Genomic DNA, 22,984 nt, shown 5'->3' with positions numbered 1-22,984 from the left:
CCCGGTAGCTATGTTCGGACGGGATAACCGCTGAAAGCATCTAAGCGGGAAGCCCCCTTCAAGATGAGACTTCCCTGGAGACATGATCTCCCTGAAGAGCCGTTAAAGACGATGACGTTGATAGGTTGGGTGTGTAAGCGCTGTGAGGCGTTGAGCTAACCAATACTAATGACTCGTGCGGCTTGACCATATAACGCCAAAGCGATTTGCGAATCAGTTGACGGTGGTCAGTGACCAGTTGTCAGTTGGAGCCATACGCAAGAGTGTACAGCAAGAAAGCTTAAATACTGGATTCCAGAGCAAGGACAGCTTATAGCCTACAGCTTAAAGCTTCCGGCTAAAAAGTTTAGCCTGGCGACCATAGAAGGTTAGAACCACCTGATCCCATCCCGAACTCAGCAGTGAAATGACCGATCGCCGATGGTAGTGTGGGGTCTCCCCATGTGAGAGTAGGTCATCGCCAGGCACCATTTTTACCTTGAGTTTTCTCAAGGTTGTAAACCCCGATAGAGCAATCTATCGGGGCTTTTGCATTGTAGCGAAAGAATATCACTCGACATTAATTGCCCGAAGAAGGTGACCAAAGTAGCCGCCGGTATCACCGCCTGCCCAGCATTCAGTGTTCTCATCTTGGCAGGAGGGTATATACTCCTGGCATATAGTGCTGGGTGTTGTATATACAGGGCTGATATCCATATCTAAATACCCTTCGGGATGAAAAATGCGTCCTTTGTACTGCCCTTCCATAGCGACAAAGCCTTTTACGTAAATGTCTTCTTCTACGGGGTAAGATGGCATTTCCATGTCATGTGAATAACAGGCAATAAAGCCATTGATGTCTCCTTCTTCTACCTGGATTACTGGTATTAGCAAGCCATACAACTTTATGTTCCCCGTTTTCCATGGTTGAGCAGGTTCCGCAAAGCTGAAAAAGCTAATACAGAGAAGTGTTGCAAAGAATATGCTTAAGTGTGTTTTTCTTGTCATGGGTATGATCCTCAATAGTCTGTTCAGGGAGTTTGATAGAAAGATCGTACCTTTAGTTCCCTGCAAAGGTGATAACAGGCCGGTCAGTGGTGCTGACACAATCATGTCGGTTTGCAGTGATTTCCATGGTTATTTCAAATATGCTGCATTCACATAATTTTGTGATGGACAGGCAGTACATTGATGATAAGAACCGCCAAACCAGATGATTGTGCCCAGATAGCGGATATCTACAACACCTATGTTTTGCACAGTACGGTTACTTTTGAAGTTAATCCTGTGACCCCTGAAGAGATCGGGAAAAGGCTGGAGAAAGCACACTGTTTTCTGGTCTATGAACAAAAGGGTGAGGTGCTCGGCTATGCCTATGCTGCCCATTATCATGCTCGGGCCGCCTATCGGTATACGGCGGAAGGTTCCATATATTTGCGCGATGGTGCTGGTGGACGTGGCATGGGTACCTTGTTGTATCAGGCGTTATTCAGTGCGGCAAAAGCGTTGGGTATTCGGGAAATGATTAGCGTGATTGCCCTGCCCAATCAGCGCAGCGAGGCATTGCATCAGAAACTGGGGTATAGAAAGGTGGGAGTGATGGAGCGCTGTGGTGTTAAGTTTGATCAGATTATTGATACATCCATCTGGCAGCGTTCATTAATAGAAGAGCATGGGTGAGTAGTTGTGCAGCAGATAAATACCTGTTGCACCGTGTTATTCTCAGGCTGCTGCTTCAATCCGTGGAAATGGTCAAGTGTGACAGGGAATTATCGTCCCCTCCCTGATGACCATGCATCTTTATGAGCAGGCGCATGTTATTGGAGGAGTCAGCATGCTGGATAGCTTGCTGGGCGGTGATTTTTCCAGCCTCAAACAGCTTGAATATGGATTGGTCAATGGTTTGCATACCCGAGTCTTTGGAGCGCTCCATCAGGTCATGGATTTCATCCACTTTGCCCTTTTTGATGAGATCGGCCAGCGCCGGTGTATTTAACAGGATTTCATGGGAAGGATAGGCTGCCGTACCATCTTCAGAGCTGAGCAGCTGTTGCCCGAGGATTCCCTGCAAGCTCAGTGATAAATCCAGAAGAACCTCTTCATGTTGTTCCCGGGGGAAAAAGTGAATGATCCGCTCCAGCGCCTGATAGGCGGTATTGGCATGCAGGGTTGCGATACAGAGGTGACCCGTTTGCACAAACTCAATGGTATGTCTCATCACCTCGGGGGTGCGGATCTCACCAATAACCACCAGGTCGGGTGCCTGACGCAGGGCATTCGACAGACCTTCTTCATAAGATTGGGTGTCCAGTCCAACTTCTCGCTGGGTGACGATGCATTGCCTATGGCTGTGGATAAATTCAACAGGGTCTTCAATGGTGATGATATGCCCTTTACCCGTAGTGTTGCGATGGTTTACCAGTGATGCCATCGCGGTTGTTTTACCGGCACCTGCAGGCCCGGTAATCAGGATCAAACCTCTCTCCTGAAGAATCAGGTCGCAGAAAATATCCGGCAGGCCAAGCTCCCGGGGGGAAGGAATATGGTGGTGAATGCGCCGGATCACCATTCCGGGTTCCCCTCTTTGGAAGAACGCACTGATACGAAAACGACCGGACTCCGGGTTCTGTATCGCGTAATTACTTTCACGGGTCTCACAGAACTCTTTAAAGCGCTCTTCGCCCATCATGGTTGCAAAACTATGGTGGGCCTGCTTGCTGGTCAGCGAGGTGTTGGCTATCGGTACCAATTGGTCATTGATTTTCAAACAGGGGGGGTAGCCGACCGTCAGAAACAGTTCTGAACCGTTGCGATCAGCCAGCAGGGAGAGTGCTTTGTTAATATCCACGGTATAAGAGTGTCGGGTTGTTGAGACTCTTAGTTTGTCGGCTCGCTCAGCTCTCTCTTAATGCTTTGCAGATGTCTTCTTCGATATCTTCCGGCTTGGTGGTGGGGGCATAGCGGTCAATGATCTCACCCTTACGACCGACCAGGAACTTGGTAAAGTTCCATTTTATCTTCTGAGTACCCAGCAGTCCGGGCGCTTCGGATTTTAAATCTTTATAGAGTGGCGCGGCATGATCACCATTCACCTCAATTTTCTCAAACATCGGGAAGGTAACCCCGTAGTTCTTCTGACAGAAAGCACCAATCTCTTCACTGCCCCCGGGTTCCTGACGACCAAATTGATTGCAGGGGAAGCCCAGGATGACCAGCCCCTGGTCCTTGTATTTGTTGTATAGCTCTTCAAGGGTTTGGTACTGGGGAGTGAAGCCACATTTACTGGCAGTATTGACGATTAAAATGACCTTGTTCTCATAGTCAGCGAGTTCTTTCATTTCCCCGCCAAGCAAGGGCATTTTGTACTTCTGTAGTTCCATCGGTAGCGGCTCTTTTTCTGATTGGACCAATGCAGCAGGGTTGCCATCCGAAAGGTGCTTGATAGCCAATATCTTGCTGCACACTTAACATGCAATTTTTTCAGCTTATCAATAATGGACAGGATCGGATCAGGAAACAACAAAAAAAGGCCTGAAATTCAGGCCCTAAAGATGAGGATTTGCGAATCACTGGCATTTGCCAGTTAGTCAGGTCTGAAATTTCGTTCGATGGCAGTCCCTCCATAAGTCAACAGGTGCTTGGGTGGCTCAACAAAGGCTTGGGGAGAGTCAGGTTGAGCCGATATGTAACATCTTTAATCTTAATGATAACGATTCTCATTATAATGTTGGGTTTGTGGATAACGCAAGTTCCGGATGAAAAAAAATTAATTATTTGTTCAAGCTTGTTATGGCCTGAGGATGAGGGCGAGGGATATGAGCCTTTTGAAGCTGTAGAGGCAACTATGGGGGTTCTTGTACAGCAAGCTCTGAGAGGTTCGGTTCGTTCTGTATCCTCAATGGTCTTCTTGTCGATATAGACTGTACTAATGCAGAAGACAGGTTTCGGGGAAGCTGGCATTGAACAGGCGACTGGGTATTTTATTGTGCGATGAACATCATCCAGACTCTATTAAGCGTTTTGGCACCTTTGATAATGATTACAAAATGATGGTTGACCGGGTGATGCCCGGTCAGTGGCAGTATTCTGTCTGGCGTTGTTATCAAGGCAGCTTTCCATCCTCCGTTGACCAATGTGACGCGTGGATTATCAGTGGCAGCAAGTCTTCTGCTTATGACTCAGAGCCGTGGATCCTGAAACTCAGGCTGTTGATTATCGACCTTGCCAGGAGTGATGCATTGCTGGTGGGCATCTGTTTTGGTCATCAGATTATTCATCAGTCCCTGGGAGGCAGTGTTCGTAAGTTTCCCGGAGGATGGGGTTTAGGTGCTTATCCGGTGAAAGCGCTGTGTGATTTCGGGCGTTTTAAGTCCGGTAGCATTATTCGCGTTCTGGCTGTGCATCAGGATCAGGTGGACCATGTGGCTCCGGGCTTTGCCGTGCTGGCAACCTCGGATTTCTGCGAGAACGCCATTACTCGACGGGGGTCTTCCATCCTGACCTGGCAGGCGCATCCTGAATTTGTCGACGGATTTTTTATGGATGTGTGTGAAAGGCTGCGCACCATGGTGGGTGATCGATTAATTGATAAGGCGTTGGGAGCGGTTGGATTGCCTGACGACCGGGCTCAGGCAGGCGAGGCTATCGTTCATTTTCTTGCGGGAAATGGGTTTAACAATTCAAGCAGAGTCAGTTTACCGTAAGGGTCTTGGTAAAGTTCCGCTTGCCACTGTGTACCACTGCTCATTTGAAAAGCAAGCAGATAACAGGTGCCAAGGATATTCTGGCGTTTTGCTTCTGTTACTTTCAGTACCGAGTCGTTTTGTAAGTCCCTGGCCGCAAATTTTGCCATATTCAGCATCTCAGGGTTTGGTGGTATTTCCAGCCAGCCGCTGGCGCTCTTTTTACCAGCATATTTATTGCCATACACAGGATTTTCTGTGATGCAGGCAGATAATAAGGTAACCAATAACAGAGTAATAACGGGGAGCTTGCACATCGCTATTCAAACCGTGCAGTGCTGTTTACCTGACAAAATTCTAGATTATTTTCATTGTCTCAGCTGGAACTTTTTATTTTTTTCCCGGCTCTCTGGCAGAGCGTATCCAGCAATAATCCACAGTTGCCTTCTGTAACCTGATCCCGGGGGATCATCTCCAGCCAGCCGCTTTTTCCTGCGATGACAATAATATTGTCTTCTACCGTGATCATCTTTACCTGCTTGTAGGGGCGAAAAGCCGGTTTCAGTAATGATGAACGGATGCTGATGCCATGTTCCTCAAGGCACAGAGTGCGGGTTTCCAGGTCAAGGTCCGGCTGGTAATGAAGACCAAAGCGTTTATGCACGGCATACCTGAGGCCAAGATTCAGTATCAGGAAAGTAATTAAGGCAGAGCCAAAGAGTCCGGAAAGCAGAATGTTGCTCAGGCTGTTCCGAAAGACCAGCAGCGGCATCAGTAAACAGGCCAGTGAGGCAACCCAGATGACCAGCGTATGCTTCGGACTGTATTTAATCATCAACTGATTGATGCGGTTCTGGGTTTGCCCGGTTATGTGATAAGTGACGTGCATCAGAGCGCTTCGGCCTTGCGGTATTTGCCATCGTAGTCGAACAGCTTATCAATGATTTTCCAGTAATGCTTTTCCTTCTGCGCTATCACAAAGTCAGGTTTGCGAAATTTCTTGCGGCTGTGGATAACATTATCCACCGTTGACGCCCGGAATGGCTCAGCACGATTAATCAGGGCATGCTTGCCAAAATGATGATAGAACGCACCTTGCTGTGAGGGGGTATCCAGCCTGAAGAACTCATTGACTTCGGCACCATCTTCATCGTGGTAGGTGATCCTGATGCGCTGTTTGCCCTGAGTGTCTTTATCCGCATTCATTTCCATACCAGAACACCGAATCACCAGGCAGTTTTTCAGGTTCAGAGCCTCTCGAAGTTTTTTATCCGGGTCAACCAGTCCATTCTGGCAACTGTGACACTTTCTGGCGGCTATATCGTTTTCAGCTCCGCACTGGTCACACTCTTTAAAGCGGTAGCGGAACTCACATTGTTCTTTCACTTCGCTGCCGTTGTCAGCCAAAAACGTTGCAAAGCCCTGACAGCGTCGACCGTAGTGTTCCACCAGATCGCCATCGCTATCGACCACTCCCCAGAAATGATTCTCGTGGCCACAGGCAGGACAGGGCACCGTGACGGGCACCGCTTTGGAATCCGGTTTGGGTTCGCCCACTTCCGGGCTGTATAAACTGAAGCGGTTGCCCGCATAATCAATAATCAGGCACTCTTTTTTGTCCGGTGCCAGGCGCAGTCCCCGGCCAGCGATCTGCTGATAAAGGCTGACGGACTCTGTTGGCCGCAGTATGGCGATCAGGTCTACATGGGGGGCATCAAAACCGGTGGTGAGCACTGACACATTCACCAGGAATTTAAGCTGCTGCTGTTTGAACGCGGTAATCAGGCGGTCCCGCTCTTTTGCGGGCGTATCGCCAATAATCAGGGCGCTCTCATCGTCTGGCAGGTAACCCATAATCTCACGGGCATGGTCTACTGTTGAGGCAAACACCATGACACCTTTACGGGTAGCAGCTTCTTTTTTTACCTGAGTGATGATTTCCCGGGTGGCCCGGGTTTTCCCTTTCAATAGCTGATTCAGTTCCTGTTCGCCATATCGTCCAAAGCTATCCCGGGATAGTTGGCTGAAGTCGTAGAACACAATGGGTGCATCAACCACCTCGGGTGTCGTGAGATAACCATTATCAACCATGTAAGACAGTGGTAGCTCAAACAGGCACTCTTTGAAAAAGCGAGGCTCTTCGGTTCTGACCGACCCCTTATTGTCAGCGCTTTGATAATACTGGTACAGCCAGCCCATCCCCAGGCGATAGGGGGTTGCTGTCAGACCGAGAACCTTAAGGTTTGGATTCAGACCTTTAAAGTGGTCAATGACCTTGTGGTAACTGGAGGTTTTCTCCATGGATACCCGGTGGCACTCATCAATAACCAGCAGGGTAAATGCTTTCTGGTCCGGTGCGTTCTGGAACTGTTCAAGATTTCTGACAACACTTTGCACACTGCCAAATATCACCTGTTCAGAGGCTTCTTTCTGGCCAAGTCCGGCACTGAAGATGGAGGCTTGCAATCCATAGCTTTGGTATTTGCCGTGGTTCTGCTCCACCAGCTCTTTCACATGGGCCAGAACCAGAACGCGGCCACGGGCAATGCGAGCCAGCTCGGAGATAACCAGACTCTTGCCAGCGCCTGTGGGCAGCACCAGCAGGGCCGGGTCATTGGATTTGCGAAAATGCCGTATCACACTGTGAACGGCATCTTTTTGATAGGGGCGGAGCTGGTAGACCATTTCGGGATTAGCCAAAGCTCTTTTGCAGATATTGGATAATATCGCCGGACTCATACATCCAGATATCGTCTTTGCCCGCTTCCTGAATACGTAAGCAGGGTACCTGAACCTTGCCGCCCATCTGTTGCAGCGCATTACGGGCCTCGGTATCGTTCATGGCATCCAGGGTCTGGATATTCAGGCCCAGTATGTGAATGGCCCTGCGGGTTTTGATACAGAAAGGGCAGGCCGTGAACTGGTAGAGCGACATATTGGCGGTTTGTGCATCCACCCGGGCCTGCTGCTCCGGTGAACGTGCCATCGCTTTGGGGCGGGTCAGCTTATCCGCTGCCGCAATACCGTAGCCTAATACATTACGAATAATTTTTAATAACATAGGTTTGAGTACCAGTGAAAAGTGCCATTGTATCAGTTAAGCAAAAGCCTATGACTGATGACCTAGGAGGCTGTCCGAGAATAGCGCCCGTAGCGAGGACGACAGAAAATTGAGGATAAAAATTCGGTTTTGTGAGGTGAATAGCGGGGCTATTTGCCGAACAAAAGCGGATTTTTAGACCAATTTGCTGTCGCCGCAGTAGGGCAGTCTATTCTCGGACAGCCTCCTAGGGGTTTATACGAAATCAAATACTAGTTATAAACCTTATCCGGCAACCAGGTTGCCAGTTCTGGCCATATCGCTAACGCACACAATACCATCAGTTGAATGATGATGAAGGGAATCACCCCTTTGTAGATGTCGGCTGTCGCCACTTCTGGCGGTGCAACCCCCCGTAAATAGAAAAGGGCAAAACCAAAAGGTGGCGTCAGGAATGAGGTTTGCAGATTGACTGCAATCATAATCCCCAACCAAACCGGATCCAGCCCCATGGCCAGCAGCACAGGGGCAACCATGGGTACGACGACAAAGGTAATCTCGATAAAATCGAGAATAAAGCCCAGCAAAAACATCACCAGCATGACAATCAGTACGGCGGTAAACACCCCGCCGGGCATGGCTTCAAAATAGCTGTGAATCAACTCTTCACCATTGAAGCCACGAAATACCAGGGAAAAAATGGAAGCTCCAATCAAAATCATGAACACCATGCAGGTGACCTGTGTCGTTGAGCGAACCACTTCTCTCAGCGTTTTGATACTGAGCTGTCGGCGCAGAATCGCCAGCAGGATGGCACCAACCGCACCGACACTGGCCGCTTCGGTTGGTGTTGCGGCACCCGCCAGGATCGAGCCCAGCACCGCGACAATTAACACCAGCGGTGGCAACAGGCAGGATAACAGGGAACGGTTACTGCCCATGGACGCCAGATCGTCATCGGTCAGTGCCGGTGCCGCATCCGGTTTAACGCGGGCAACCACCACCAGATAGACGACATAACAGAAAACCAGCAGCAAGCCGGGAATGATGGCACCCACAAACAGATCGCCAACCGACACCGTATCCGGCGAGAAGACACCCATCTTTATCTGTGACTGCTGGTAGGCACTGGATAACACATCGCCCAGCAGCACCAGGGCAATGGAGGGGGGGATAATCTGCCCAAGGCTCCCCGTGGCACAGATCGTACCGGTTGCCAGTGCCGGGGAATAGCCCCGGCGCAGCATGGTGGGCAGGGATAATAAACCCATAGTGACCACCGTGGCTCCGACAATGCCGGTGCTGGCGGCCAGCAGCATGCCCACCACAATCACCGAAAGACCAAGGCCGCCCCGGGTTTTGCCAAACAGTCGGGCCATGCTTTCCAGCAGGCTCTCTGCCACTTTGGATTTTTCCAGCATCACGCCCATAAAGACAAACAGTGGCACAGCAATTAAGGTCTGGTTGGTGATAACACCAAACAGTCGGCTGGGCAGGGCGTTCATCAGCGAGAAATCAAATACGCCAAACAGTGATCCGGCTCCGGCAAACAGCAAGGCGGTACCTGCCAGGGAAAACGCCACGGGATAACCAGCCAGCAGCACCAGGCAGACGGTGGCAAACATCAGAAAAGGGATGGCGTCCATCATGATCTGCCCTCCTGGCGGCTTGCACCGGAAAGGATCATCAGAGAACGCATCAGTTCGGCAACGCCCTGAAGCAGAAGGGTAACCACCATTACCAGGAGCAGGCTTTTCAGCAGATAGATAAAAGGCAGCCCTCCGGGATCCTGGGACTGTTCCAGAATGTGCCAGGAACGTGCGATGTAATCCCAGCTCATCACACCAATAAACAGACAGACCGGTAGCAACAGGAACACGGTGCCCAGACTGTTGACCAGTGCCTGCTTCCGTGGGCTCATGGTTCGATAGAAGACATCAACCCGGACATGGCCATTGTGCTTGAGTGTGTAGGCGCTGGCACCCAGGAAGACCATGGCATGCAGATACATGGCCGATTCCTGCATGGCGATGGAGCCGATATTGAGCAAGTAGCGCAAAACCACCACGGTACAGACGACGAATACCAGCAGTAATGTCAGCCAGCTGATCAATCTTCCGGTGTGTTCTGTGAATTGGTCGATGGCGGCCACCACCGACCTGGCAAGTTTCCAGGTGGGATTCATACTGTCTTTCCCCCGACAGCCAACGCATTCAATGCTTGGCTGCTTGTTATTATCATTATTTTTCAGTGTTCCATTACCAGACCCTGAAAGGGGCATTTTTGATGCTTGATTAAAAAAGTGCAGTAAACAGAACACGTTAAGCGATGCCATTATAGGCTTTCCCATGAGGGTTGAGCAATTTCACTATCTCTCACGGCCGCTCATGATCTTTCTTGATGGAACCGGGCGCAGATGCCGACCCGAAATATCGCTATGGGCTGAATTCAACTTGCATAGTGTCGTCCAGAGATAGTGTCGTCCAGGCCAGCAGCGACAAGACGCCAGATTTCCACGGTGTACTTGCCACTTACGGTCACCACCTGCCTGCTATCAACACTGAAGTCGGCATACTGAACCGGGTCGGCATGCTGCAGAACGGTCTTCTTCTCCCAGTCGCCTTTGGGATTCCGGCCCAGGATGATTGCAGTGCCATCCGCGCTTGCGGTCACTAAAAGGCTGGCATTGGCGTTGAAGCGTGCGGAGTTGATCGGGCCATTATGGGTGATAGTGGCTTTTGGTCGCCAATTGCCATGCTCATCGCGACCGAAGATTTCTGCCTGATATTCGGTATCCAGGTTCTTTTCGTAGCAACAGAAAGAGACAATATGACGGCTATCAGCACTGAAACTGGCCTCAATTTTTGGCAATTCCGAGCCATGGACATGTTTAGGGCTAATGATGGCTTTTTTTATCCAGCCTGTGGCTCTGTTATAACCGTATATGCAGCAGCAGGCACCATAATCAGGGATGGTGACTGCCACATGGCTGCTGTCGGGACTGAAAAAAGCTTTTTTCATTTTTTGCTTCAAGGGAATAGATTTATTTATCCAGTTGCCGTGTTCGTCATAGCTGTGGATGTCCAGGCTAAAAAGATCTTCGGTAGCCATCACATGGCAGCTATCGGGGCTGAATTGGGGGGATAGGTCAGGATGATTGTCTTCATAAATGGGAATATGTTGAGTTTTCCCAGTCCAGTTGTCGATGCCGTCATGACTGAAGATGGTTAGGGTTTTGCTCCTGGTACCGGGTTTATGGTTGACGGTAAAGACATGGCGACCATCGGGGCTGGCTGTAGCATGCATGATACTGTAGTCATTGTTATCGAGTCTGATGCTTTCCATCGTGTTGCCATCTTTTTTGTTCAGGCGAAGGATTTTTGCCATCTCCCTGGAACCGAACATCAGTAACGGGTTGCCATTGGGGTTAAACCTGACGCATTTGGCACTGGGGTCGCCAATGGTTTCTGATGTCCAGCCACCCTCCTCATTCCGACTGAGGATTTTTGCGCACGGGCCGGGGGCCCAGGGGGATAATGGACGGGCCAGTACCTGGCTGCCATCGGAGTTGAAGCAGGCCTTCCAGCACATGTCATCGGCCATGTCCGCTGTTAACGTCCAGTGAGCAGTGTCGTTCCAGCTGTGGATTTTGATACTGCCATCATCACAGGTAATGACTGCCTGATGACCATCGTAACTCAGGTCAGCTGATATGATCCTGTCTTCATGGACTGTAGTGAGTTGCTCTGTGCAGCTGTGATCGGGGTTGTATGCAAAGATTTTTGCAGTATGGCCTGCATCCCAGGTCAATACATGACGGCCACGGGCAATGAAGCTGGTCATGCGAGTGGTTGAAGCCGGTTCTTCGGGGTTGCGCCAGGAGTGATAGCTGAAACCAGCTTGTTCATGCCATTGGCCGTTACCTGTGCAGCCAAGGATTGTTGCGGTATTGCTGCTTCTGAAGATCACTAAATGGTTGCCATGGGTGCTAAAGCTGACGTCATTGACTTCCAGCTTTTCAACAATGCGCTTTTCCAGAACCGGTTCGAATTGTTGACAGCCAGCCATGAGTTGACCCAACTTGTAAAACAGGGCATGGGGGAAGTATTTCTTTTTTTGTGATTCACCGGTTTTAAGACCATGGTCTGTTGTTTGCTCTGGAAGGAATTGGCTGAGGAGTTCATCGGCTGCTGTTGCATTCGTGGTAAATTGTTCCAGCCAGTTCAGCAGGTCATGATCACTGATGCCCTGGGCAATCTCTTTGAACTGGTTTTGCTGGTGTTCTGCCAATGTTGCAAACCACCTTCTGGCTAGCAGATGTTCCGTGGTGATTACCTGATGAAAAAACTTACACGTTTTTGCGATGACGAGTATATCCCGGGAAGGTAAGCAGCCCAGCAGCGTGCACATGGGAATTCGTGGCAATGTCAGCAATGCACTCTGGTCTTCGTCGGGAACAATCGAGATACCGCTGCTGCGCCACATACAGCGGGACGCCTCAGGTGTTACTCCGGCACATTCCGGACTGCTACCATAACTGCCGTTGTTGTTCTCGGTAATGGGAAGTGCCATGGTTAATTGCCCTCGTCTGGTGTGATTGCCGGTCAGTTACCTTGGATGGGAAAGTTGGTCAAAAGTTCAAAAGCTCAAGGTGTTTGGAATGATCGTTTAGACAAGATCTGTCTGCTATCGACTCTGTAGAAGGCAGGATGGAGTTTCGGCCGGATTGTCCAGAACCATGCCAGCAGCAAAAAGGCACCAGATTTTCACATTGTTCGAGCCAGTTATGGTCACCACCTGTCTGCTATCGACACTGAAGAAGGCAGAATTGATCGGGTAGTCATGTCTCAGAATGACCTTATTCACCCAGCTGCCGTTGGCACAACGGCCAGAGACTACTGCAGTACCATCCTGGCTTGCGGTTACCAGATGGGTGCTATCGGCGTTGAAACGTGCGGAATAGATCGGACCGGCATGTCTGATAAGAGCTTTTGGCAGCCACTTGCCGTGCCCATCGTAACTGTAGATTTTTACCTTGAATTTGCCAGGAATGTTGTCGTTCCAAAGGCTAACCGGATGCCAACAGAAAGTGGCAATATGTCTGCTATCAGGGCTGAAGCTGGCGTTATTGTCTGGCCCTTGAAATTCATGGGGAATGGTGCCGCTTTCTGTCCAGCCTCTGGCTTCATCATAACTGTATATTCTGGTAGAGAGATAATCAGTGCTAATGATCGCAGCATGTCTGCTATCGGGACTGAAGAAGGCTCTTTTTCTCTTTTCCAGACAGGGAATAGAGGTCGGTATCCAGTTGCCGCGTTGGTCACAACTGAGGATTTCAAGGTTTGATGTATTTCTGCTAACCATCACATGACGGCTATCGGGGCTGAATTTGGGCCAATACCGGGCATCATTGTGGATAATAATCGGAATATTGCCGGTTTTCTCTGTCCAGTCGCTGTTGCTGTCATGACTGAGGATTTTCATGGTAATGCTGTCAGGTTCACCGTCTTTCCGGTTGACGGTAATGACATGGCGACCATCGGGGCTGGCGATAACCCGTATGACCGAGCCTCCGTTGTCAGTGAGGGGGGCACTCTCCAGCCAGCCGCCATCTTTGTTCAGGCTGAGGATTTTTGCGATCTGTGCGTTGATCCCCTCATAATCACTGTACATCAGCACATGGCTGCCATCGGGACTGAAGGTGACTGATTCGGCAGAGAAGTCACTGGTGGCCTCTAATGTCCAGCCACCCTCCTCGTTCCGTCTGTGGATTTTTGTGCACGAGTTTGAGTGGGTCAGTACCCGGCTGCCATCCGGGCTGAAGCGAGCCTTCAAGGGCCGCCTGAAATCGGTAATATCCGCTGCCAGCGTCCAGTGACCAGTGTCGTTCCAGCTGTGAATTCTGGCGCTGCCATCATCACAGATAATGACGGCATGATGACCATCGTAACTTAAATCAGCTGAGCGGATCCTGCCTCCATGACAAATGTCGAGTTGCTCAGTACAGCGCTTGTCGGCGTTATATGCGAAGATTTTTGCGGTATGTTTTCTACAGGCCAGCACATGACGGCTGTTGCTCTCAAAGTTGTAGAGAGGACGACTTGTGTTGCTCTCGTAATCAAAGTTAAATCTGGCTTGTTTATGCCATGAGCTGTTCGCTGTGTAGCCAAAAATTAGCCCGGTACGATAGTTTTTCAAGATCACTAACTGGTCGCCATGGGTGTTCAAGCTGAGGGTATTACCATAAGCACCAAGAATTTTCGTTGCCAGAACCGGTTCGAATTGTCGACAGTCAGCCATCAGTTTGCTCACCGTGTAAAACAGGACCTGGGGGAAGTATTTCCTTCTTTGTGCTTTACATGTTTTAAGACCATCGTTTGTTGTCTGCTCTTCAGGGTATTGCCTGTAAAGTTTACCGACTACCGCTGTATCGGTGGTAAATTGCCTCAGCCAGTGCTGCAGGTCACGATCACTGATGTCACGGGCAATCTCTTTAAACTGGTTCTGCTGGTGTGTTGCCAATTTTGCAAACCACGATCTGGCCAGCAGATGTTCATCGGTGATTACCTGGTTTAAATACGTACACGTTTTTGCGGTGGCGAGTATCTCCCGGAAAGATAAATAACCCAACAGCCTGAGCATGGGAGGCTCAGGCAAATACAGTAACGAAAACTGGTCCTGGCAGGGCACAACCGACATACCGTTGCTGTTCCACACATAACGGGATATCTCAGGTGTTACTCCGGCGCAGTCCGGGTTATCGCCATAATTGCCGCTGGTGTTAACGGTAATGGGAGGTTCCATTGTGAATTGTGATCTTCAGGTGGTTGCCATTCAGATATCTTGGATGGGGTTGCCGGGCAAAAGTTCACAGCAAACGGAATGATCGTATAGCACCAATTCCGCCTTCATAGAATTGTCATATTTGAGCTCTATATTTGATTCCTGGAAGTCAAGCAAGGAGGCTCACGCTGAAATGAACTCCCCAATCGCCTTGTCATGCAACTCCTCGGAACGAGAAAAACATATCGTTCTGCGGGTTAATCGTTTGAGGCGGGTACGGAGTGTCAGGTTTGTTCTCTCAATACTTTGCCACTTTGCCGTGAAAAATATTTTCACGCGCCAACGGTCCCTCATGATCTTTCTTGATGGAACAGGGCGCAGATTCCGGCCCGAAATATCGCTATGGACTGAATTCGGCTTGCATAGTTTCGTTCAAAGACCTGCCCGCATTGACAAGACGCCAGATATTCACAATGTGTTTGCCACTTACGGTGACCACCTGCCTGCTATCAACACTGAAGATGGCAGATCGGACCGCAAAGCTATGCTTCAGAATGGCCTTATATACCCAGCTGCCGTCGGCATACCGGCCCAGGATTACTGCAGTACCATCCGCGCTTGCGGTTACTATATGGCTGCCATCGGCGTTGAAGCGTGCTGAACGGATCGGGCCAGTATGGGTGATAATGGCTCTTTCTCGCCAATTACCGTTCCCAGTACGACCATAGATTTTTGCGTAATATTTGGCACTGCCATGGGCTCGGCAACAACAGCCACAACAGAAAGTGACAATATGACGCCCATCAGTACTGAAGCTGGCGTCAATTTGTGGCCTGTTGTGGTCATGGCGAATGATGTTTTTTTCAATCCAGCCTCTGGCTGCGTTAAAGCCGTATATGCTGGCGGAGCCATGACCTGGGACGATTACTACCGCATGGCTGCTGTCGGGACTGAAGAAGGCTCTTTTAATTTTTCCCCTCAAGGGAATAGAGTTCTGCATCCAGTTGCCGTGTTTGTCACAGCTGAGGATTTCAAGGTTAGAAAGATCTTTGGCAGCCATCACATGGCAGCCATCGGGGCTGAACTTGGGGGGCAGGTCAGGGTCAAGGGGGTTAATAATGGGGATATTGCCGGTTTTCTCTGTCCAGTTGCCGTTGCTGTCACGACTGAAGATTTTTAGGGTTATGCTGTCAGTTTTAGCGTTTTGGTGGTTGACGGTAATGACATGGCAACCATCGGGGCTGATTGTAGCCCGTATGATCCAGTTTTTGTTGTTACCGAGTATAGAGCTATCGAGCCTGCCGCCATCTTTGTTCAGGCTGAGGATTTTTGCCATCCCCCTGACACCGAACATCAGAACCTGGTTACCATCTGGGCTGAAGGTGACAGATTTGGCATCGAAGTTACTAGTGGCCTCCAATGTCCAGCCACCTTCCCCGTTCCGCCTGTGGATTTTTGTGCATGAGTCTGAGTGGGTCAGTACCCGACTGCCATCGGGACTGAAGCAAGCCCTCAAGCCCCGCCCGCCATCGGCAATGTCCGCAGCTAACGTCCAGTGACCAGCGACGTTCCAGCTGTGGATTTTGGCACTGCCATCATTACAGGTAATAACTACCTGATGACCATCGTCACTTAAGTCAGCTGATATGATCCTGTCTTTATGGACAATGGAGAGTTGTTCTGTGCAGCTGTTATCGGCGTTATAGCCGAAGATTTTTGCGACATGGTATCCATCCCAGGCCAAGACATGATGGCCGCTGGTCATGAAGCTGGTCTCGACGGTGGGGGAAGGAGGGTTGACCCAGGAATGATAGCTGAAACCCGCTTGTTCATTCCATTGGCAGTACGCTGTGAAGCCAAATATTGTCCAGGTATGATTGTTTCTGAAGATCACTAAATGGTCGCCATGGGTGCTAAAGCTGACGGTATTTACATCAGGGTTATTAAGAATGCTCTTTGTCAGAACCGGTTTGAATTGTCGACAGTTAGCCATCAGTTGACCCACCGTGTAAAACAGGACCTGGGGGAAGTATTTCCTTTTTTGTGCTTCACAGGTTTTAAGATCGTCGTCTGTTGTTTGCTTTCCAGGGCATTGGCTATAAAGCTTATCGGCTACCGTTGTATCCATGGTAAATTGTCCCAGCCAGTACTGCAGGTCAGGATCACTGATGTCCCGGGCAATCTCTTTGAACTGGTTTTGCTGGTGTGCTGCCAATGTTGCAAACCACCTTCTGGCCAGCAGATTTGCATTGGTGATTACCTGGTTTAAATACGTACACGTTTTTGCGGTGGCGAGTATCTCCCGGAAAGATAAGTAGCCCAGCAGCTTGAGTATGGGAAGCTGTGGCAAGTTCAGTAATGAACATTGGTCTTTGGGCACAACCGATATACCGTTACTGCTCCCTGCACTCCCCACACAATGGGGGGCCTCAGGCGTAACTCCCGCGCAGTCCTGGCTGCTGACATAACTGCCGCTGGTGTTCACGGTAACGGGAGGTTTCATTGTTAATTGTCATCGTCAGGTGACTGCCAATCAGATGTCTTGGATGGGGTTGCCGGGTAAAAGTTCAAGGCATTCGAATAAACCTGATTAATCTTCCCGTGCGTTCTGTGAATGGGTCGATAGACCGACCCGACATGTTTCTCAATTCTGTCTGTTTGCTTCCGGCTTTTGGTTGCCAGCATGCAGAACAACACCCTGGCCAGTCGCAGCCTGTGGGGTTCCGGGCGGATTGTCCAGAACCATGCCAGCAGCGACAAGGCGCCAGATTTTCACATTGTGCGAGCCACTTACGGTCACCACCTGTCTGCTATCGACACTGAAGAAGGCAAATTTGACCCGGCGGGTATGTCTCAGAATGACCTTATTCACCCAGCTGCCGTTGGCACAGCGGCCAGAGACTACTGCAGTACCATCCTGGCTTGCGGTTACCAGATGGGTGCTATCGGCGTTGAAACGTGCGGAATAGATCGGGCCGGCATGGCGAATAAAGGCTTTTGGCAGCCACTTGCCGTACCCATTGTAACCGTAGATTTTTACCTTGAATTTGCTACGAATGTTGTCGTTCCAAAGGGTAACTGGGTACCAACAGAAAGTCACAATATGGCTGCTATCAGAACTGAAGCTGGCGTCAGTGTATGGCCCGTCAAGGTCATGGGGAATGATGCCGCTTTCTGTCCAGACTCTGGCTTCATCATAACTGTATATTATGGTAGTGCGATAACCAGCGCCAATGATCGCCGCATGTCTGCTATCGGGACTGAAGAAGGCTCTTTTACTCTCTTCCAGACAGGGAATAGAGGTCGGCATCCAGTTGCCGCGTTTGTCACAGCTGAGGATTTCAAGGTTAGAATCACTCTTGCTAATCATCACATGACAGCCATCGGGGCTGAATTTGGGCCATAGTCGGGTATCATTGGGGAGAATAATTGGGATATTGTCAGTTGTCTCTGTCCAGTCGCTGTTGCTGTCACGACTGAGGATTTTCATGGTTATGCTGTCAGTTTCACCGTCTTTCCGGTTGAAGGTAATGACATGGCGACCATCGGGGCTGGCTATAACCCGTATGACCGAGCCTTCGTTGTGAGTGAGGGGTGCACTCTCCAGCCAGCCGCCATCTTTGTTCAGGCTGAGGATTTTTGCGATCTTTGCGATGATCCCCCGATAGCAACTGTACATCAGCACATGGCTGCCATCGGGACTGAAGGTGACTGATTCGGCATAGAAGTCACTGGTGGCCTCTAATGTCCAGCCACCCTCCTCGTTCCGTCTGTGGATTTTTGTGCACGAGTTTGAGTGGGTCAATACCCGGCTGCCATCCGGGCTGAAGCGAGCCTTCAAGCGCCGCCTGACATCAGTAATATCCGCTGCCAGCGTCCAGTGACCAGCGTCGTTCCAGCTGTGGATTCTGGCGCTGCCATCATCACAGGTAATGACTGCCTGATGACCATCACAACTTAAATCAGCTGAGCTGATCCTGCCTTCATGGAAAATGGTGAGTTGCTCCGTGCAGCTGTTATCTGCGTTATATGCCAAGATTGTTGCGGTATGTTTATCACAGGCCAACACATGACGGCCGTGGGTCTCAAAGTTGGAGATAGGAAGATCTGCGGTGAGCCAGTAATCGAAGCTAAAACTGGCTTGTTTATGCCATGGGCTGTTTGCTGTGCAGCCAAAGATTGTCCCGGTATGATGGTTGCTCAAGATCACTAAATGGTCGCCATGGGTGCTCAAGCTGATGGCATAACCAGGAGTATCAAGAATTTCCTTTGCCAGAACCGGTTTAAATTGTCGACAGTCAGCCATCAGTTTACTCACCGTGTAAAACAGGACCTGGGGGAAGTATTTCTTTTTTTGTGTTTCACCGGTTTTACGACCGTCGTCTGTTGTTTGCTCTGCAAGGTATTGGCTGCAAAGCTTACCGGCTAGCGTTGTATCCGGGGTAAATTGCCTCAGCCAGTGCTGCAGGTCACGATCACTGATGTCACGGGCAATCTCCTTGAACTGGTTCTGCTGGTGTGTTGCCAATTTTGCAAACCACGATCTGGCCAGCAGATGTTCATCGGTGATTACCTGGTTTAAATACGTACACGTTTTTGCGGTGGCGAGTATCTCCCGGAAAGATAAATAGCCCAACAACCTGAGCAAGGGAGGCTCAGGCAAATGCAGTAATGAACATTGGTCCTGGCAGGGTACAACCGACATACCGTTGCTGTTCCACACATAACGGGATATCTCAGGTGTTACTCCGGCGCAGTCCGGGTTATCGCCATAATTGCCGCTGGTGTTAACGGTAATGGGAGGTTCCATTGTGAATTGTGATCTTCAGGTGGTTGCCACTCAGATATCTTGGATGGGGTTGCCGGGCAAAAGTTCACAGCAATCGGAATGTTCGTCTGGGAGGCTGACCGAAAACCGCTTTGGCAGTTTAGCCACAACCTTTCTTGCCCTGTGTACAACCTTTGCCTACGATAGTATTACTATTTCAATATAGTAATACAGAAAGAGGTGTGACGTGCATAAATTAACGACCAAAAGGCAAGTGACTATTCCTCAAAGTATCTGCCAAAAGCTCGGGCTAAAACCCGGCGACTTTATACAGGTTTTCGAGCGCGATGGTGTGGCACATTTGGTAAAGATGACCTCCGATGACCTTTCTGGCACCATCAAATTACCTGGTGATACCCATCAAGACCTAACGCGAGAGGACACCAGGAAGGCCATCAAAAACAAAACCGCCAGAAAATTCGCGGGCGAATCATGATTGCTGTTGATACAAATGTGCTGTTGCGTTATCTGATAGCGCCGGTCGATGCCCGTAACCCGCCCTGGCAAGCGAGAGTGGCGGCTGAAACCATTAATTCTGCTGACTCCGTTTACCTCTCAGACATTGTCCTGGCCGAAACCGAGTGGGTGCTGGAAACCGTCTTTGAATTAACCAAAGCAGAAATACACTCCGTTCTCAAACAGCTCGCCAGTAACACCCGGTTCATTTTTGAAGACTGGAGTGCCCTGCAGAGCGCGCTTATGGATTACAGCGAAACTCCCAAAGTGGATTTCTCTGATTGTCTGATTGCCCGACGTGCCACCAGCAAAGGCACCCAAACGCTCTACAGCTTTGAAAGCCGCAAAAAGCTGGGGGCTTTATCCATCGTCACCACGCTGGTAAAGGAGCAAGTTGGGAGTGACTGAGGAACGCCTCCTGCTCCCCGTAAAGCTACCGTCTTAAACCTCTTAAAAAATGAAAGACCCGGCCACGGTTTGCTCTCTTCACTTTTTAAAAAGTGGGTGTCCTTTTTCTTTTCCCTTTTTCTTTTCATAGAATTGTCATATTCAAGCTCTATATTTGATTCCCGGAAGTCAAGCAAGGAGGCTCACGCCTCAGATCAACCTTTGATAGCCCTTAATGATGAGAAGGTGCTGTTAATCGAACAGGGCGCGTAAATCCTGGAGAGCAAATGATGAAAATAACAACACACGTAACGGCATTTAAGCGAGTCCTGGCTGTGTCTGCTACCGCAGCGCTGGCGTTGGCCAGTGGTTCTGCCATGGCCAGCCAGCTGGATCCATCCCTGCCAAAGTACAGTAAGTCCAGTGGCGTGTCCGGTAACCTGTCCTCCGTGGGTTCAGACACGCTGGCAAATCTGATGACGCTCTGGGCTGAAGATTTCAAGCGTATTTATCCCAATGTGAATGTTCAGATTCAGGCGGCGGGTTCTTCTACTGCACCTCCCGCTCTGACCGAAAGTACCTCAAACTTCGGACCCATGAGTCGGAAAATGAAGGACAAGGAGCTGGAAGCATTTGAGAAAAGGCATGGTTACAAGCCAACGGCCATTCCTGTGGCGATTGATGCGCTGGCAGTCTTTGTTAACAAAGATAATCCCATCAAAGGCCTGACCATGGCCGAAGTGGATGCGATTTTCTCGTCAACCCGCAAGTGTGGCGCAGACAGTGAAGTGAAGACCTGGGGTGATATTGGCCTGAGTGGATCCTGGCAGAACCGCTCTGTGCAGCTGTACGGACGTAACTCGGTATCCGGCACTTATGGCTACTTCAAGAAGAAGGCTCTGTGCAAGGGGGACTTTAAAAACAGTGTAAATGAGCAGCCAGGTTCCGCCTCGGTGGTTCAGTCGGTTTCTGCATCGCTGAACGGTATTGGCTATTCCGGTATTGGTTACAAAACCTCCAGTGTGAGAACCGTTGCACTGGCGAAGAAAGAAGGCCAGTCTTTTGTTGAGGCGACGCCACTGAATGCGGTTGATGGCAGCTATCCTCTGTCACGTTTTCTGTACGTGTATGTGAACAAGCAGCCTAACAAGCCACTGTCTCCCCTTGAGCGCGAATTTGTTAAGTTGCTGCTCTCGAAACAGGGGCAGGAAGTGGTTGTGAAGGATGGCTATATCCCACTGCCAGGCAAGGTGGTTGATAAATACCTGGCTAAGCTCGGACTGGATAATACGACGATTGCCAGCAAGTAATGTGATTGCTGAGTGGAGATAAAGCCACTGTCTTCAGTGGCTTTACTGGCCTTGATTCTTGACTACAGGATCATCGCCGCGATCCAGGCAAACAGGATCATGGGAATGTTGTAGTGCATAAACGTTGGAATAACGGTGTCACGGATATGGTCGTGCTGGCCATCCACATCCAGCCCGGCGGTTGGGCCAATGGTGGAGTCGGAGGCTGGAGAGCCTGCATCACCCAGCGCGCCGGATGCACCAACAAGCGCTGCGGTTGCCAGAGGTGAAAAGCCAAGGGCCAGCGCCAGTGGGACATAAAGTGTGGCAATAATGGGAATGGTTGAGAAGGAAGAACCAATGCCCATGGTGATCATCAATCCAACAGCCAGCATCAGAAATGCGGCCAGTGCCTTGCTGCCATAAACCAGCTCTTCAACCATGGCCACCAGGACAGGAATATCCCCGGTTGTCCTGAGTACTTCGGCAAAGCCAGAGGCAGAGATCATGATAAATCCACACAGGGCCATCATTCTTACACCCCGGGCAAAGACATCATCCGCTTCCCGCCAGTGTACAATGCCGCCGAGGATCATCATCATAAAGCCTGTGGCTGCACCCATGGCCATGGAGTCGGTGAACAGTTGCACGCCGAGTGCCGCCGCAATGGATACCAGGGTAATCAGCACGGCCTTTGGCTCCATGGATGGCTGCTCTTCCTTAGCGGTTTTCAGGGCGCTCTCTGCAATGTGGTAGTGGCGGGGCTTACGGTAAGTCCAGAACACAGCCACCAGCAGACCAATAAACATGCCCAGTACCGGTAGAGCCATGGCCGATGGCATCAGGTCAGGGTCAATGTTCAAGCCATTATCGTTGAGGTTGCCCGCCAGGATCTGGGTCAGGTAGATATTGCCGAAACCAATGGGAACCAGCATATAGGTGGCGATCAGACCAAACGACAGAGTGCTTGCTACCGCCCTGCGGTCCAGCTGTAAAGAGCTGAAAACACCCAGTAGCGGTGGGATCAGAATAGGAATAAAGGCGATATGGACGGGGACTACATTCTGGGAGGCAGAGGCCATCAGCAGAATGCTTCCCAGGATCGAGATCCTCAGGCCAGCAGTTTTGTGGGTCCGGGCTACCCTCTGAATAATTCGATCGGCCAGCCACTGGGGAATCCCGGATGCGGATATAGCCATGGCAAAGGCACCCAGCATACCGTAGCTGATGGCGATGCTGGCACCACCCCCCAATCCTTCGGCAAAAGCGGACAGTGTTGCATCAAACCCCAGTCCACCGGCAAGACCTCCACCAGTAGCCCCTATAAAAAGGGCAAGTACAACGTTTACACGCAAGACACTCAAGGTCAGCATGATGGCAACAGCCAAAATGACAGCGTTCATAATAATCCAGTTTGTGTTCTTTTGAGTTATAAGCGGTTTGCGATACTTCAATCCACAGCATTATCCAAAGCACGATCTATAACAGATCAGTCTATAGCAGATCAGTGCAGAGCTCGTCAGGAGCTGTCGCATTCATT

General features: G+C 50.2%; 18 protein-coding genes, 2 rRNA genes and 1 pseudogene. 7 read left to right on the top strand and 14 right to left on the bottom strand.

Going from position 1 to position 22,984, the window contains the following annotated elements; all coding sequences use genetic code 11:
- Both CX664_RS15325 and rrf read left to right on the top strand, forming a co-directional pair.
- Positions 1-190 (top strand): 23S ribosomal RNA (locus tag CX664_RS15325); the annotation flags it as partial.
- A 160-nt stretch (positions 191-350) separates the two neighbouring features.
- Positions 351-466, top strand: a 5S ribosomal RNA gene (gene rrf / locus CX664_RS15320).
- 83 nt (positions 467-549) lie between these two features.
- On the opposite strand, the gene CX664_RS15315 is transcribed toward rrf, so the two are convergent.
- On the bottom strand, positions 550-987 hold the full coding sequence (locus CX664_RS15315; RefSeq protein ID WP_101747579.1) for a hypothetical protein: 438 nt from the start codon (positions 985-987) through the stop codon (positions 550-552).
- A 183-nt stretch (positions 988-1,170) separates the two neighbouring features.
- On the opposite strand from CX664_RS15315, the gene CX664_RS15310 reads away from it, so the two are divergent.
- Complete coding sequence (locus CX664_RS15310; RefSeq protein WP_101747578.1) at positions 1,171-1,659, top strand: GNAT family N-acetyltransferase; 489 nt, start codon at positions 1,171-1,173, stop codon at positions 1,657-1,659.
- A 55-nt stretch (positions 1,660-1,714) separates the two neighbouring features.
- Here CX664_RS15310 and CX664_RS15305 read toward each other — a convergent pair whose 3' ends face one another.
- Positions 1,715-2,827 (bottom strand): PilT/PilU family type 4a pilus ATPase, encoded by a 1,113-nt coding sequence (locus CX664_RS15305; protein WP_101747577.1) that lies wholly within the window; start codon positions 2,825-2,827, stop codon positions 1,715-1,717.
- A 46-nt stretch (positions 2,828-2,873) separates the two neighbouring features.
- On the bottom strand, positions 2,874-3,359 hold the full coding sequence (locus CX664_RS15300) for a glutathione peroxidase (protein ID WP_101747585.1): 486 nt from the start codon (positions 3,357-3,359) through the stop codon (positions 2,874-2,876).
- 579 nt (positions 3,360-3,938) lie between these two features.
- Here CX664_RS15300 and CX664_RS15290 point away from each other — a divergent pair.
- On the top strand, positions 3,939-4,682 hold the full coding sequence (locus CX664_RS15290; RefSeq protein WP_241693434.1) for a type 1 glutamine amidotransferase: 744 nt from the start codon (positions 3,939-3,941) through the stop codon (positions 4,680-4,682).
- 355 nt (positions 4,683-5,037) lie between these two features.
- On the opposite strand, the gene CX664_RS15280 is transcribed toward CX664_RS15290, so the two are convergent.
- The 10 genes and pseudogenes from CX664_RS15280 to CX664_RS15235 all read right to left on the bottom strand — a co-directional run bounded on the left by CX664_RS15280 (position 5,038) and on the right by CX664_RS15235 (position 19,294).
- Positions 5,038-5,550 (bottom strand): hypothetical protein, encoded by a 513-nt coding sequence (locus tag CX664_RS15280; protein ID WP_101747573.1) that lies wholly within the window; start codon positions 5,548-5,550, stop codon positions 5,038-5,040.
- A complete protein-coding gene (gene radD, locus CX664_RS15275; RefSeq protein WP_101747572.1) occupies positions 5,550-7,346 on the bottom strand; it encodes a DNA repair helicase RadD in 1,797 nt (598 codons plus the stop codon). Before radD ends, CX664_RS15280 begins: the two co-directional genes overlap by 1 nt.
- 7 nt (positions 7,347-7,353) lie before the next feature.
- On the bottom strand, positions 7,354-7,722 hold the full coding sequence (locus CX664_RS15270; protein ID WP_101747571.1) for a glutaredoxin family protein: 369 nt from the start codon (positions 7,720-7,722) through the stop codon (positions 7,354-7,356).
- A gap of 251 nt (positions 7,723-7,973) precedes the next feature.
- Entirely contained in the window at positions 7,974-9,350 is a 1,377-nt protein-coding gene (locus tag CX664_RS15265; protein ID WP_101747570.1) for a TRAP transporter large permease, read from the bottom strand.
- Positions 9,347-9,886 carry a TRAP transporter small permease subunit gene (locus CX664_RS15260; protein ID WP_244910674.1) on the bottom strand — a complete coding sequence of 180 codons (540 nt, stop codon included), beginning with the start codon at positions 9,884-9,886 and terminating at the stop codon, positions 9,347-9,349. Before CX664_RS15260 ends, CX664_RS15265 begins: the two co-directional genes overlap by 4 nt.
- Before the next feature lie 263 nt (positions 9,887-10,149).
- Positions 10,150-12,273 (bottom strand): WD40 repeat domain-containing protein, encoded by a 2,124-nt coding sequence (locus CX664_RS15255; protein ID WP_101747569.1) that lies wholly within the window; start codon positions 12,271-12,273, stop codon positions 10,150-10,152.
- 114 nt (positions 12,274-12,387) lie between these two features.
- Complete coding sequence (locus CX664_RS15250; protein ID WP_101747568.1) at positions 12,388-14,505, bottom strand: F-box/WD repeat-containing protein; 2,118 nt, start codon at positions 14,503-14,505, stop codon at positions 12,388-12,390.
- A gap of 162 nt (positions 14,506-14,667) precedes the next feature.
- Positions 14,668-14,829 (bottom strand): annotated as a pseudogene (locus CX664_RS15245) (IS1 family transposase); the annotation flags it as partial.
- A gap of 55 nt (positions 14,830-14,884) precedes the next feature.
- Positions 14,885-16,987 (bottom strand): F-box/WD repeat-containing protein, encoded by a 2,103-nt coding sequence (locus CX664_RS28455; RefSeq protein ID WP_101747567.1) that lies wholly within the window; start codon positions 16,985-16,987, stop codon positions 14,885-14,887.
- Positions 16,988-17,128: 141 nt separating this feature from the next.
- The gene (locus tag CX664_RS15235; RefSeq protein WP_101747566.1) at positions 17,129-19,294 is read right to left on the bottom strand and encodes a WD40 repeat domain-containing protein; all 2,166 of its coding nucleotides are present in this window, start codon (positions 19,292-19,294) and stop codon (positions 17,129-17,131) included.
- Between the two features lie 205 nt (positions 19,295-19,499).
- On the opposite strand from CX664_RS15235, the gene CX664_RS15230 reads away from it, so the two are divergent.
- The 3 genes from CX664_RS15230 to CX664_RS15220 all read left to right on the top strand — a co-directional run bounded on the left by CX664_RS15230 (position 19,500) and on the right by CX664_RS15220 (position 21,465).
- Complete coding sequence (locus tag CX664_RS15230; protein WP_101747565.1) at positions 19,500-19,748, top strand: AbrB/MazE/SpoVT family DNA-binding domain-containing protein; 249 nt, start codon at positions 19,500-19,502, stop codon at positions 19,746-19,748.
- Positions 19,745-20,176: a PIN domain-containing protein gene (locus CX664_RS15225; protein WP_101747564.1), complete on the top strand. Its 432-nt coding sequence runs from the start codon at positions 19,745-19,747 to the stop codon at positions 20,174-20,176. Before CX664_RS15230 ends, CX664_RS15225 begins: the two co-directional genes overlap by 4 nt.
- Positions 20,177-20,445: 269 nt before the next feature.
- Positions 20,446-21,465: a PstS family phosphate ABC transporter substrate-binding protein gene (locus CX664_RS15220; RefSeq protein ID WP_276328494.1), complete on the top strand. Its 1,020-nt coding sequence runs from the start codon at positions 20,446-20,448 to the stop codon at positions 21,463-21,465.
- A gap of 62 nt (positions 21,466-21,527) precedes the next feature.
- On the opposite strand, the gene CX664_RS15215 is transcribed toward CX664_RS15220, so the two are convergent.
- Positions 21,528-22,847 carry a Na+/H+ antiporter family protein gene (locus tag CX664_RS15215; protein ID WP_101747563.1) on the bottom strand — a complete coding sequence of 440 codons (1,320 nt, stop codon included), beginning with the start codon at positions 22,845-22,847 and terminating at the stop codon, positions 21,528-21,530.
- Positions 22,848-22,984: the final 137 nt, after the last annotated feature.

The sequence above is a fragment of the Endozoicomonas acroporae genome (genome assembly GCF_002864045.1).
GTDB classification, from domain to species: domain Bacteria; phylum Pseudomonadota; class Gammaproteobacteria; order Pseudomonadales; family Endozoicomonadaceae; genus Endozoicomonas; species Endozoicomonas acroporae.
The sequence above is the reverse complement of the archived record's forward strand: the minus strand, read 5'-3'. Positions and strand labels throughout refer to the sequence as shown.